General features: G+C 43.9%; 13 protein-coding genes. 2 read left to right on the forward strand and 11 right to left on the reverse strand.

The window, feature by feature from the left end:
* Positions 1-7 precede the first annotated feature (7 nt).
* The 7 genes from MJ595_RS19550 to MJ595_RS19580 form a co-directional block, all read right to left on the reverse strand.
* Complete coding sequence (locus MJ595_RS19550; RefSeq protein ID WP_263079750.1) at positions 8-1,345, reverse strand: esterase; 1,338 nt, start codon at positions 1,343-1,345, stop codon at positions 8-10.
* Positions 1,346-1,391: 46 nt separating this feature from the next.
* Entirely contained in the window at positions 1,392-2,141 is a 750-nt protein-coding gene (locus tag MJ595_RS19555; RefSeq protein WP_263079751.1) for a DUF4824 family protein, read from the reverse strand.
* Positions 2,138-3,220 (reverse strand): DUF2157 domain-containing protein, encoded by a 1,083-nt coding sequence (locus MJ595_RS19560; RefSeq protein WP_263079752.1) that lies wholly within the window; start codon positions 3,218-3,220, stop codon positions 2,138-2,140. Before MJ595_RS19560 ends, MJ595_RS19555 begins: the two co-directional genes overlap by 4 nt.
* 8 nt (positions 3,221-3,228) lie before the next feature.
* The gene (locus tag MJ595_RS19565) at positions 3,229-4,062 is read right to left on the reverse strand and encodes an SDR family oxidoreductase (RefSeq protein ID WP_263079754.1); all 834 of its coding nucleotides are present in this window, start codon (positions 4,060-4,062) and stop codon (positions 3,229-3,231) included.
* A gap of 192 nt (positions 4,063-4,254) precedes the next feature.
* Entirely contained in the window at positions 4,255-5,031 is a 777-nt protein-coding gene (locus MJ595_RS19570) for a YwqG family protein (protein WP_263079755.1), read from the reverse strand.
* A gap of 12 nt (positions 5,032-5,043) precedes the next feature.
* Positions 5,044-5,472 (reverse strand): DUF2809 domain-containing protein, encoded by a 429-nt coding sequence (locus tag MJ595_RS19575; protein ID WP_263079756.1) that lies wholly within the window; start codon positions 5,470-5,472, stop codon positions 5,044-5,046.
* Positions 5,462-5,815, reverse strand: coding sequence for a hypothetical protein (locus MJ595_RS19580; protein WP_263079758.1), 354 nt, complete (start codon positions 5,813-5,815; stop codon positions 5,462-5,464). The genes MJ595_RS19575 and MJ595_RS19580 overlap by 11 nt, the downstream gene beginning before the upstream one ends.
* Positions 5,816-6,000: 185 nt before the next feature.
* Between MJ595_RS19580 and MJ595_RS19585 the strand changes: the two genes are divergently transcribed.
* Positions 6,001-6,522 (forward strand): MerR family transcriptional regulator, encoded by a 522-nt coding sequence (locus MJ595_RS19585; protein WP_263079759.1) that lies wholly within the window; start codon positions 6,001-6,003, stop codon positions 6,520-6,522.
* Positions 6,523-6,647: 125 nt separating this feature from the next.
* Entirely contained in the window at positions 6,648-7,985 is a 1,338-nt protein-coding gene (locus MJ595_RS19590) for an IS1380 family transposase (RefSeq protein ID WP_263078015.1), read from the forward strand.
* 225 nt (positions 7,986-8,210) lie between these two features.
* On the opposite strand, the gene MJ595_RS19595 is transcribed toward MJ595_RS19590, so the two are convergent.
* The 4 genes from MJ595_RS19595 to nhaB form a co-directional block, all read right to left on the reverse strand.
* On the reverse strand, positions 8,211-10,142 hold the full coding sequence (locus tag MJ595_RS19595) for a hypothetical protein (RefSeq protein ID WP_263079760.1): 1,932 nt from the start codon (positions 10,140-10,142) through the stop codon (positions 8,211-8,213).
* Positions 10,143-10,277: 135 nt separating this feature from the next.
* The gene (locus MJ595_RS19600; RefSeq protein WP_263079761.1) at positions 10,278-11,558 is read right to left on the reverse strand and encodes a YfcC family protein; all 1,281 of its coding nucleotides are present in this window, start codon (positions 11,556-11,558) and stop codon (positions 10,278-10,280) included.
* Between the two features lie 347 nt (positions 11,559-11,905).
* A complete protein-coding gene (locus MJ595_RS19605) occupies positions 11,906-12,181 on the reverse strand; it encodes a hypothetical protein (RefSeq protein WP_263079762.1) in 276 nt (91 codons plus the stop codon).
* Between the two features lie 79 nt (positions 12,182-12,260).
* On the reverse strand, positions 12,261-13,763 hold the full coding sequence (gene nhaB / locus MJ595_RS19610) for a sodium/proton antiporter NhaB (RefSeq protein ID WP_263079764.1): 1,503 nt from the start codon (positions 13,761-13,763) through the stop codon (positions 12,261-12,263).
* Positions 13,764-13,896: the final 133 nt, after the last annotated feature.

Here is a 13,896-nt window from a genome sequence, read left to right on the forward strand (position 1 = left end):
TTTGTAATTATTTTGTCTGGCTACTAGGGGTTGTTGAAATGATAATCAAATCCCGTATAAATGACTCTACCTCTTTTCCCCATATATCATTGTGTCCATCCATAAACTGTTTATCTACTTTAATATTCAGATAAGGGTTTCTTGGACTGGTTCGTCCCAGGGATTTCAACCTGCTACCATCAAAATCCAAACTGGCTGCATAGTTCTGTGTTGCCCATAGGGTCTGGACATTCTTTAACCGGAATGATTTTTCCAGCGTAGTTGATACGGGTGCTGGCGACAATGTATGCGTCAAATAAGAATCAAAGTGCCCAACGGCTGTTCTATCTGCTTCACCTCCACTAACCCTCATGGGGTCTATTCCTTTTGAACCGGGAGCTAAACAATAATGCCGGTCAAGTTTTCCATGAGCCTCAAAAAAGGTTGAAAAAAATCGTCCCGCTGGAAAGGCATACCGTGTAGCAAAGTCGGTTTCAGACGTCAAAATCGCAAGCTTAGGCACCTGGTTTCGAAAGTAGTCCCTGCAATATTCCTGAGAAAGATTATAAAGGGTTGAGAATCTTAAAGCCTCAAATGCCGGATTCACCAGCACCACCAGATCACCAAAACCATTGGCATTGCCCTGATAGGTTTTCCCCTGGCGGCTATCCACAAAACGATCCACCAGAATATTTTGTATCGAGCTATATATAACCGCCCCACCAAAGCTATGCCCTATCAAAACCATACGACTGCTATTGTGCGCTGAATCAGCCTCATCAATCCCTTTCTTAACATTAACAATCTCTTCCAGCTTAACCAGAGTTTCGGTCACTCCCTGCTGGCCTACTTTATGGGCTGTACTCTTACGATCCCAGAAAGTGATGGTATTTAAATAGGGAATGGCGAGTGAATCTCCACGCCAGCCAATATAAACACCCAGAATCTTGCGAGGTTCACGCCCCTGTTGGGCACTGGTATATCCCTCCACTTCAGATATATGGCTCAATAAGCGGCGAAATGAAGCAATATTCCCATCGCCTGGCTGGGCACTGTGATGCCAGCCATGAACAAAGGTAACCAGTAGGACATCATTCGTACCAGCAATCTTTTGGTATTCATTAAGCATGGTATTGAGTTGTTCAGGTTTTTGAAACTGTCCCTGATCATCAAATTCAACAAAAGCCAGCCGATATAGCGCTTTCTTTTTATGCGAAGCCACCTGAATGGCACTCTTGTTACAGTCCCCCTCTTTTTGATACTGACAGGTTAACAAGTCAGTTCGATAGGGTTGATAGCTTGCACATCCAGAGATGACCAGTAACAGCTGAAAGGCCAGCCCCCATTGCAAGAGATGAGTTATCATAAATTCCCCCTACTACTATTAAAATTTTTATTCGCCCATAATAGCCTTAATCCGTCTTCTTTTTCTGTAACTGCTTCACCCACCCTTCGCCTAGCTTGCCAATAGCCAATTCCACTTGATATTGTTCCGGCAGAGCAGCCAGACCCGCAGAAATTCTCCTTGGTAAATGCCATTGTTTAATAAATAGCTTTCCTATCACAAGTTCATTATTGCAATTATTACTTTTTCCAATGATACCCCTGGTCACAAATTGATTCTTTTTAGCTGCAACCCTTTTCTCCAAGCTTTCTTTATTGTCGCTTACAGCAATGACATATAAACGAGAGTCTGATTTTTTAAGGTTATTTAGCTCAGTCTTGATTCTTCCGACAGAAATCTGGTGGTTTGTTTTATCCGGGTTATCTTTGGCTTCCTTTAGTTTTTCTTCTAAATAGATTATATCGTTATGATAGGCCTCTCCCGCCAATTCCATCAGCACCCAGGCCTCTTTTTCTTTACGATGTTTTCTATAAACACCAGGATGACAGACTTGATCATCAAATCCCAATTCCTGAAGCTGTTCATCAGATACCCTTAGCCGATGATAGCCGGATTGCCCTTCCCCCGGAGTACGCCACTTCAACCGCAAAGACTGCCCACTGTTTTCCCGGGCTGAATAATGACTCTTTCTCAGTTCCCTTTCCGTTAACGTAATGGTTACCACTTCATCGCTTCGGTTATAGACAACATGTGCCAAAATAAAAGTATTAGTAATAAACAGCAATAAAAAACCAATAATCAGCAGCTGTTTTCTCATGCCCTAATCTCCTGCTGCTTTTGTTTCATTTGTTCCCGCAAACGACTAAAAATAAATAGAAACAGTAGCGCAGTCAGGCCCAGTATCAGGAAGAACAGGTATTTAGGCATTAGCTCCCACCACCAGTCACAAAATTTGGTGAAGAGATAAAATATAAAAAACAGGCTGCCCGTATTCACCACTGCCGGCCAGGCCCTGGCAATGCCCAGGGCAATAAGGCTGGCACTGACAATAAAACCGAGCACTTGATAGCAGCCTTCAATAACATCGGAATTACCATTGATATAGCTGGCCTGACCTGAATAGCCTAATCCCCAAAGGATAACCAGCAACCCACCTCCCCCTAAAACCCGATAGACGGTTGCAAAACCTTGCCATTGTTGCTGTGGAAACAGAGATGGGATCACAAATACCAGCACTGCGGGCAGTATAAAGTTCTCAAGCCTATTTCCCATGGAAAGCCAATAAAACCCGAACCAGGAGCTCACCTGGGCTGCAATAAAGCTATAAGAAAAGCCAATGGCAATGGCTAGCAAAAGGCGGCTATCAAACAGATAAGCCAATACACCGGCATACAAACACCAGGCTAACAACGCATTGGCACTGGGAGGTATATTAAAAATTTGCCCCAGCATATTCAGGTTCAAAATAAAACAGGCCATACTGATTAATGCCATAAGCTTGGCAAAATAGCCTGTCTGCTCTCTTCGTGAAATCAACCCGCTGGCAATAAACGTCACTAGGGGTGCCGTTATCAGGATGGTCACCTGAGCTGCCGTATCAAAGAATCCCCAATATTGATAAAACAGGAAAAATATACTGCTGGCTAATGCCAAAGCACCCAATAAAGAGGCCAGCTGCATTCCCAGGGTCAATTTTTTAGCAGGCTGATATAAATCAACATCATATTGCTGACTAAGCTGTATTAGCAGGTTCCGATGATAGTCATCCAGCTTTTGTTGTTGCTGTTCAGTCAACACCAAAACCTGTTCATATTCCAGCTGTGAAAGTTCTTGCTGAAATGCAGTCACCCGGTCAACCCTTTGCTGGGCTTCCAGCCTGGACGAGACTGTATCCATCACGCCTCCTATGGTTTCAACTTATCAAGGCTAAACATTTTCATCAGGACTTTTTCCAGAATAGCCACAGGCAGGCATGCCTTAAGTAATGGAAATAGTTTGCTGCCATTGGCAATTCTAATAATATTCGATGCTTTACCAGACTCAATCCGGTCAATGAGTTGTTTACAAAAAAAATCTGTTTCCGTGGGATTATCCTGGGATGCCCGGGCCCTTTTCCTGACACCTTCTTCAACTGTCTGATACCTGGAGCCTTTCGCCATAACCCGATCAACCACTTTACTGGCGTTGTCGGCAAAGTTTGAACGCACGGCCCCAGGCTGTACTGTTATTACCCGAACACCAAAGGGCTTAAGCTCCATCCGCAAAACATCTGAAAGGGTATTTAACGCCGCTTTACTGGCACAGTAACTGCCAGAAAATGGTGTGGCGAAAACACCGGATATGCTCCCGATGTTGACTATAGTACCCTGCCCCCTGTTGCACATAGCTGCTCCCACTAATCTGATCAGAGACATGGGGGCAAAAACATTAGTGGCAAATTGCTTCTCCAGCTCCCGGGCAGAAGTTTCCAGTAACGGGCCCATACTGCCATAGCCCGCATTATTTACCAATATATCGAGATGGCCATCTATATCGTATATTTGTCTAACGACCTCCTCTATCTGTTGTTCTGAAGTAACATCCAATTCAGCAATTTGAATACCCTTTGCGGCAAGGTCATTAATGCGCTCTTTATTTCTTGCCGTTGCCCATACCCTGTAACCACGGTTATGGAAGCTGTCTGCAAGAGATCGCCCTATTCCCGAAGAACACCCGGTAATTAATACGTTCTTTTTCATGTCCGAGGTAACTGCTCCTATTTAGGCCAGAATACTTATTATACCAAGGTCGTTCATACGGCCTATTCCCTGTTATTGTTCACAAGCCAAGGGAGTAATAAGGAATGGATGCCTCCATATGACTCCCCGTCATCTATTTCCTAGTTCCATTAGCAGCGGAAATACAGCCTGACTAAAAACCGATTATTATTTTCAGTAACAATCCCAGTTATACCAGACTCGGGAAAAGTCACATCGTGCCAAGGCCTCAGGTTCAATAAAGAAATTTGCCACTCCGGAATCACCCCACATAATATCAATATCGTCTGAATACTCTGTATCCATCTGAAACAGCAATACCCAGTCACCATTATCTTCTATACCCCTGGGGTCGTCCTGGGTAAAGTTGGCATACCCCCCTACTTTGCTACCACCGGCATCCAGATGCTCCCACAGGTAGTCCTCAACCTCATCTTCCAGAAAATCGCCTGCAATTTCACCAAACCGGTAATCTGTTAGAGCAGGTAGCTCATGAATCAAGGTAAACTCAAGCGCATACTCTCCCGATAAAGGTAAATAATCCTGTGAGCCAATCTCTGGTAACCCTGTTTGAAGGCAACTCACATCGTTAGAAATTTCTGGATGATATACCACCCGATAACCATCAGGCTTGTTTATTAATTCCTCTACAGGCTTATCAAAGTCCAATCCATAATGATCATTATTAGCAATAAAAAACTGCAAAATTCCCTTGTTTGGGTATCCCTTCAAAGCGGGCATTTCTTCAAAGTTCAACTGAGCCAGCAACAATAGCGGCTTACCATTCAATTGTTGAGGATATGGCTGACTGACTGGCCAATAAGGCTGCCCACCAAATTTGCTACTCCAGATAAACTCCAGTGTTTTTCGCTTGGGTGTTAATTTAATAGTTTCAAGTTGGTAGGGTGTTATTTTCTCAAGAATACTATCAATGGTTTGTTGAGCGCTCACTGCATCTGTCCTTTAGCTGTTACTTCTTGCCTGGCTGTCATTTTTACCACATGAAGTCACAATGAGCCTATCAATAACCGCCCCAAAAGCTATTCCAGCGCTGTAACACAGCAAGTCACTTACTTGAAAACCAAATCCCAGAACCAGCCCACCTAACCGAATGGCTCGGATACTATCAATCCACAGTGCATGGTAAAGCTGAGAGCACTCAATAGTAAACGCAAATAAAATAGCGAACACTGAGATACGCCCTGTACTATAACCAGGCTTGAGACAACAGAACATCCAGAAAACCATAAGCGCCCACAGTGCATCGCCAGAGTACAGTGTGAAAAACTCAGGCAAATCAACCCATGATGAACGCGACAGAAGGCCACAGGCAATGGTTACAAAAAACAGGGCAATATAAACTGTCCTATTACGAATAGTACTAACCCGCACGGCTACCATTGGGTACTTCTTTTTCCGGTACAGCCAGACAAGGGATCAGTTTATCCGCATAACCAATATCAAACAGCATACCCTGGGATAACTCCCCCGCCATTTTTCGCTCTGGCAAGTTCACAACAAACAGGGCTTGCTGACCCTCTAACTCTGCTGGATTCTCTCGTTCCTGCTTTATTCCTGACAAAATAGAGCGAACATGATCCCCAAAATCAACTGTCAACTTCATCAGCTTTCTGGATTCTTTCACCTCGGAGACTGATGTAATAGTACCTACCCTGATATCCAGTTTTTCCAGATCTTCAATGGAAATAAGCTCTTTGATGGCGGCCTGTTGCATATTATTTCTCCAAACAGCAAATAGTGGATTATCACTGAACTGATCTGGGAGGGTAATATTTTCTGTTAAACCAGAACAGTCAAGACAAAAATAAGCTTAAGAAAGCCATGAAGCAAAATCTTACTATTGACCCGTCTACCAGTATAGGGTCAATAATTCTGGTTCGGTTCAATAAAGGAGCTCAAATGCTCACTGTGACTCAATTGGCAAAAAAATATAACCTATCACGAACAGCGATTCTCTACTATGAACGTGCTGGCTTGCTTTACCCTTGCTCCCGTTCAGAGAATGGCTATAGGTGGTATGGCGATAAAGAGATGCAAAGGCTGGAAGCGATACTGGCTTATCGCTCTTTTGGCCTGCCAATCACAAACATAGCAGCCCTTCTTGACCGAAAAGATAATTTAACACAAGAGCAAATTTTGCGGGATCAATTCAGCTCTCTTGAAAAAGAGATACGGAAATTACGTCAACAGCAAAAAGCCATTGTGATGTTACTGGAACAACCTGTCTTACTGGAGCAAACTATGGTTAATAAAGACCGCTGGGTAGAAATAATGAAAGCTGCCGGCCTGAGCGAACAGGACATGAAAAACTGGCATAAGCAATTTGAAGCTATGGAGCCTGATGCCCACCAGGAATTTTTAGAATCACTCAGCATTGATAAAGAAGAAATCAAAAAAATTCGGAACTGGTCCCAAAACTGAGCTTGGGATTATTCAAGCCTGAATCCGTGAGTTCACTGTAGCCCAACTCCTCTGGATCAACCACAAAACGTAAGTTCCAAGTTAAAATGCACCCACTCTAATTTTCACCACCTGGGTGCATTTTTGTGAAACTGAAAATTGAACAATCACAGACGGAATTTTATACACCGGTCGCAGGGCTTTATTTCGTTGGTCATGCACTCAACAAAAAGACAGCGTTAAGCAAATCCCTGCGCAAAATAAAAAAAAGGCACCGTATCACTCATATCGACCTGATCAGAGCTTACTGCGGCCAACTGGCTCAGGGTAAAAGTGATTTTGATAATGTTGATAATAACCGGGATAACGACTGGTTCCGGTTGGCAATGGGCATTAAACAAATGCCTTCAGCCAGCCGCTTAAGACAGCGTTTCAATGAAGATGCCGCCCAACTGATTCCTTTCATCGAGGACAGCCTTACCGATGTCCTGGTTAATCTTCAGGTGCCCGTCACACCCCTTCCGAAAAAACTCGATAAGAAGCAGCACATACCACTGGATATCGACGTATTCCCTATGGATAACAGCAATACCAAAAAGGAGGGGGTCGAGTACACGTATAAAAAATTCTTTGGTTATGCCCCTATTGCCGCTTACTTTGGCTGCGAAGGCTGGTGCCTGGGATGTGAATTACGCCCAGGCTCTCAGCACTCCCAGAATGATTTTATTGGCTTTTTACAAGCAGTGCTGCACCGCAGCCGACGTTTGACCCGAGCGCCTATTCTGGTTCGCCTTGATAGTGGCCACGATGCTGAGGAATCGCGCCGGGAAATCGCCGGGTTCAAAGGTGTGAATCACATTATCAAGCTCAACCCAAGAAAGTATCACACCAAGGAACACTGGCTCCCCATTTTTGAAGAAAAGCAAGTCAAATGGGAGGAGTCGCGTCCAGGAAAGAGTTATGCGACACTCTCAACCGTCTATGAAACCAACTATGGTAACCAGCGTCTGATTATTCGCATTATCAAGCGTACCACTGATACTGTAGGGCAGAGATTTCTGACACCCGATTATGAGCTGGAAGGATGGTGGACAACACTCAGCGAAGCTGACTACAGCGATGATCAGATCATTAATCTTTATGAGGATCATGCGACCAGCGAGCAGTTTCACAGTGAGTTGAAGACTGATATGGATTTAGAGCGCCTGCCTTCAGGCAAGTTTGACACCAACGACCTGGTGATGTGTTTGGGTGCACTGGTCTATAACATTCTGCGCTACATGGGGCAGAGTTGCTTGCTCGGGCCAGATGCGCCGGTACGTCATAAAGCCAAACGACGCCGGTTAAAAACCGTGATACAGGAACTCATCTACCTGGCTGCCCGTCTTCTGAAAAAAGGACATCAATACCGGCTACGCTTTGGTCGTTACTGTCCTGGTTTCAGGTCTTTCCATCAATTAATAAGCCAGCATGCACTTTGTTGATTGAATAGCGAGATAGAAAAAAATGCCATAAATGAGAAAGTACTGTATTGATAACGGTAGGGCTTCTTTCAACCTGTCTTCAAGTTTGATGATATTTTGATCAGCATTTATGCTTAAAAACGACATAAAAACACTTCAATCAATAACCCGAGTTATTTTCAAAGGAAAAAATTAATCAGCACATTTTCAAAACTGCCGGGCAAATCAAGAAATCACGGATTCAGGTCAAGCTTTAACAGCCCCAGACAATCCTCGGACTATAGCACGGTATTCCTCGAATGCCTGCTCACCCAGATAGGCTTTACCCATACGCTCATCAATTGATTTAACACCTTCAGTCTTATAGCCTTCAGCACCTGTATTCAATTTTTGAATTTCAAGATTTTGCCCGTGCAAAAGAATTTCCCTGAAAAGCTGTGCATCTACAGGCGCTAGCGTCATGCCTGGCTCTGGCACCTCACCATACTGCTCTATCATTGTTGCCAGCAGTTTAATTTCTGCATCCAGCATTCCGGTACGGTCTTTACCACTCTTACAATTAGACAAGGGCACTCCTTCAGCCAAACTCATTAACAGAGCAATGCGAACTGGCATTTTATAAGCATCACGATCCTCATGGTGATGAGCTTTACTATTGAATAAACTTCGGATTTGTATAACAAGCTGATGGACCACCTTTCGCTTTTGATTAATATCTTCCAGTTCATCGCGTATCGTTTTTTTCTGTTTACCGGATAAATAAGGGTTTGAAAGTTCAACGCTCAGTGTCGTGATTCGCTGTTTCTGTCTTGCCAGAAAGTCTCCTACTATGCCGCTAACTTTCCCGGTGCCTGCTCCTCCGATCAGCGCATCCAGCCCCTCCCTGTTCAATGTATCAGATTTGTCCCAGCCACCAACTACCCCGGAAAATTTACCCTGAGCACCCTCATTAACACCAAAGTTAAATAACGCAAGACGAAAGGTCGCTCGAATAGTGATTGGTTTTCCATTTGAGTCAACCACGGTTAGTTTAAGTGGCTGCTGACTGCTAAGCTCACGAAAAGCCTCAACCTGTTCCTGCAACATTCTTGCTTCACTGCTTGCACCCCGACGAATAAAATCAGGCGTTACCAGAGAAACAGATGACATATCTACATGTATTGATTTTTCCGGATTTAAGATTCCCTGCTTCAACAGTTCAGGCTTTAACGTTAATGCTGCCACCAGTGACTCCCTGGCACGATTTAAATTTGCTGTTTTCCGTTGCACAGGATCTTTAATGCCCACAGCCGAATGTATACCATGGCGCACCCCACAATAATTAAACTTATTTTTAGGGGATTTGAATGAAGAGGTCCAGAGATTAACGGCATGGGTATCTGAGTCTGTGGTATGTGAGCAGATCCCTCCTAATTTACCATAGGATGTCTCAAAAACATCCCGGGAACCTGTTGCCCCCTCATGCGCCAATATCTGCATCTTTGACGCTGGAGTTTGGCAATGCTCGAGAGTACCTGCATTGGTTTTATGGATGCTGTGCAGTATATCCCAGTTTCTTTTATTTAACTCTTTACTTATATGCCGCCTGTAGTTCGTTTCTATAAATAATTGAGAAATACCGGATTTTTCCAATCTGCTTTTAAGCAAGCGACTAAGATTTTCTGCTTGCTTTATTTCTTCCCTAGTCGCAACACCCTCTCCTTTAAGATGCAGATTATCATATTCTTGCTGTTTTTCTTGCTGCAAATCACGCTCAAGTTCTAAAAGCTCAGGTCCAAAGCCTGTCACAGGCAGGTTTTTCGCCTCTTGAATAACCTGTATTGCAGTATCGTAATAAATAGCCTTAAGAGAAAATAGTGCTGCTTTGGAATTTCCCGTCCCCCCTCCTGGAATGGCCCTATGCCTTAATAATTGTTGTGATTCCGGAAGATGCTGGATATCCTGTGAGGTAATAATGCGATTCCCTAATGGCTTTTTTACCATCCCCCTGGGGTGATACTGCAACCGATGCAGAGCCATTTTAATAGGTGAGACAACTGCTTGCTTGAGCGTTGAGACTAGACGTTGCTTCCAGCCAGTATTGATACCGTCAATATCATCCTTCTGTGCTTCCTGATCAACTTGCCGGGCAGTATTATCTTTAGGCCTTGAACTTGCCGGGCCACCTGGGTTCATCATTGAGAACAGCCCTTGTTCCAGTATTATCCCTTCAATATACAAACAACAGAAATTATTCTCAATCAGACATAGATATATCCTATTCTATTTTTCCAGGCTATAAAGCCTGGAAAAATATTTAACCAACGTCTTAAACTATAAGGAAAAAGCCACCAGAATAAGAGTTGAGGCAATAATCGTTAATAACATCAGGGGCGCAACATATTTCACCCACTTTTCAAAGGGCACCTTGGCAATGGCAAGGCCACCCACAATAACCCCGGATGTGGGCGTAACATAATTGACAACGCCGCTTGCTGCTTGATAAGCATTGATAACCACATCTCCACCCACCTGTGCGCTATCACCCAGTGGCACCAATATAGGCATGGTAATGGCCGCCAGGGAAGATGTACCTGAAATCAGGAATGACATGGCAATTTCCAAAAAGTAAGCGGCTACAGCAAAGACCCAGCCAGAAAAATGGCTCATATAAGACACCAGGTTATCCAGCATAATTTCAGTAATGCCGGTGCCTTGCATAATTACTGAAATACCTCGGGCCAGGGCAATAATAATAGTCACACTGAGAATATCACCAGCACCTTCGATGAAGTCTGCAATAAAGGCTTCTTCCTTGTACCCCAGAGTAATACCAATAATCAGGGTACTGGCAATAAACAACACTGACATTTCAGCCATATACCAGTTATGGCTGACAATACCCCAAATCATAATAATAAAGGTGGCAATAAACTCAATAATTGCCAGTTTCCGGCGTGCGGTAAAAGGCTCGGTCTTCGGCTTGGTAAAATGACTGCTTTGTGTCTCCTCATAAACCAGGGATGCGGTGGGGTCTGCCTTAACCCTGGCTGCATATCGCATGGTATACGCAATAGCAAGTACCACAGCAACAACCAGCGTCACACTATTAATCATAAAGGTACTGCTCAATGGCACACCACCAATATTGGAGGCAATAATCGTAGCAAATGGATTAATCGTTGAACCCAGCACGCCAGCGCCTGAACCCACAAGAATGACTGATACCGGAACCATCAGGTCATAACCTGCTGACAGCATTAAAGCAATCACAACCGGGTAAAAAGCCAGTGTTTCCTCACACATGCCAAAGGTAGTACCACCAAAGGCCAACAGTACCATCAGCAATGGAATAAGAACGGCTTCACGGCCTTTCATGACATTACCCAGTGCACCAAGCCCTGCATCTAAAGCCTTGGACTTATTGAGTATATTTATCAGACCACCAATAATAAATAAATAGAATGCCAGGTCTGCACCATCCTGAAACCCTTTGACTGGAGCCATTAACATATCAATGGGGGTAGCAGGTGTGGCACCGGTAATAAACCAGGATAAAATGCCAATGAAAACAATAATACCGAACAGTAGTGTATAAGAATTAGGCAACTTCATAGTAATACCTGTGTGCCAGGCATAACTGCCCACCAGCAGAAATAAAGTGCAGTGCTGCCCAACAGGATTGTATTTTGATATTTGGAAAGGATTTGCTGATTAGATCAGCAGCAATCGAATTAGACCACTGCAATCAATGCAGTGTATTGATATGCATCAAGACCAAATAATAACAACTCCATATTCCAACTGCGCTAAATTATTATCTTTATCTAAAGTCACCACCAAGATAATAAACAACTCTGGTTTTGCCTTATTTCATTTAACGGTTTAAGTGGGGAAAGGCCTTACATTTTGTATAACAAATAAGCCGTATTTACAATGCAAGGCCTGCTACTGACCATTTATTAATCATTTGATTTTACGACATGCTTTTGAGAATCAAGCACGATTACATTACAGGCACTTGGTGTTATAGAAAACACAGCAAATTCTTTATGCTCTTTATGATTATTTGAATGAATAAGACTATGATCTGATATGGAAACACCATCAGTGTTATGTGATTTTGAAACCGTTAAAACCTGTCCATTGTCTAAAACAAGATATAACTCATTTGTACTGAAGGAAATCTTCTTACCCTTTTCATCATAATAGAAAGCCGATACCTTACTCTCCCACATACTAAAAACTCCAAACTGATAAATTTAAATACCTTGTTTTTTCTCTTTTCTCAGCACTAAGGCACGGGGAATACAGAGTTCAACCCAACCGGAGAACCGCAATATAGCCTGTTGCAGTGAGTACTATGGTATATGGCAATGCCATCCAAACCATCCGACCATAGGATAGCCTTATTAGAGGGGCCAGAGTAGAAGTCAGCAAAAATAAAAAAGCGGCCTGGCCATTTGGCGTAGCTATACTGGGAAGATTAGTACCGGTATTAATGGCAATTGCCAGCTTTTCAAACTGCTCCTGGCTGATTATTCCCGCATCAAAGGCCTGCTTCACCTCATCAATATAAATAGCAGCCACAAATACATTATCGCTCATAGCCGAAAGCAACCCGTTTGCCAGGAATATCATCCCGGGTTGCTGTTCAGTGGGCAGTTCCAGCAGAATAGCAATAACCGGGCTAAACAGGTGCTGTTGATGAATAACCGCAACCACGCCAAAAAATACCACCAGCAACGCAGTAAACGGCATGGCTTCCACAAAGGCTTTACCCAATTGGTGCTCTTCAATAATTCCGGTAAACGCTGTAATTAAAATAATGACCAATAAACCAATCAGCCCGACCTCGGCCAGATGCAATGCCAGAGAAATAATTAGAATAATGGCAACCAGCCCCTGAACCACCAGACTGGCACGCTGCCGTGGTGTTCTTCGTTCAGCCTCGTAAGCAGAGAACTCCAGCAGAATTTCCCGAACCGGCTCAGGTAACCTGGCACCAAACCCAAACCATTTAACCCACTCCAGCAACAGGCAAGTGGTCAGTCCAGCTACCAGCACAGGCATAGTCACCGGTGCCATTCGGGTGGCAAAATCCATAAACTGCCAGTTAGCCCGTTGCGCAATCAATAGGTTTTGAGGCTCTCCCACCAGGGTACAGGCTCCTCCCAAAGCGGTTCCCACCAGGGCGTGCATCATCAGGCTTCGCAGAAAAGCCCGAAACCGGTTAAGGTCTTCCCGATGGTATTCAATGACATGCTCATCATTTTGATGATCATGCAGTCCATGATGCCCCAGTTTTTTACCGGAGGCGACTTTATGATAAACCGCATAAAAACCGGTTCCCACAGTGATAATAACCGCTGTCACGGTAAGCGCATCCAGAAAGGCGGACAGCAGGGCTGAGACAGCCGTAAACAGCAGGGAAAGCAGGGGTTTTGACTGAATACCCAGCAAAATCCGGGTAAAGACAAACAACAACAGATCCTTCATAAAATAGATACCCGCCACCATAAACATCAGCAGCAGGATTACTGGAAAATTAGTCACCAATTCCTGATAAATAGCGGCAGGTGAAGTGAGTCCCATCACTATGGCTTCGATGATTAACAAGCCACCGGGAACCAGGGGATAGCATTTAAGCGCCATAGCCAGCGTGAATATAAATTCGGCCACTAATACCCAGCTTGATACTACCGGGCCAAAGGCAAACAGGATCATGGGGTTGATGATGAGGAAGGTCAGTATCAGGCTTTTATACCAGGCGCTGCTGGTGCCCATAAAATTATGAAGAAAGGCCATTTTCAAAGTCATAATCTGTCATCCTGACGGATTAATAGTATTACCCTGCCCATTTATAAAAATTTCCGGCATGGGTATAAATTCGCGATCAAATAAAAATAATTCTGCTCACCTATTGAGACATTTTTAGTACTAAAATAAGAAC

This window comes from Endozoicomonas sp. Mp262 (assembly GCF_025643335.1).
Taxonomy (GTDB): domain Bacteria; phylum Pseudomonadota; class Gammaproteobacteria; order Pseudomonadales; family Endozoicomonadaceae; genus Endonucleibacter.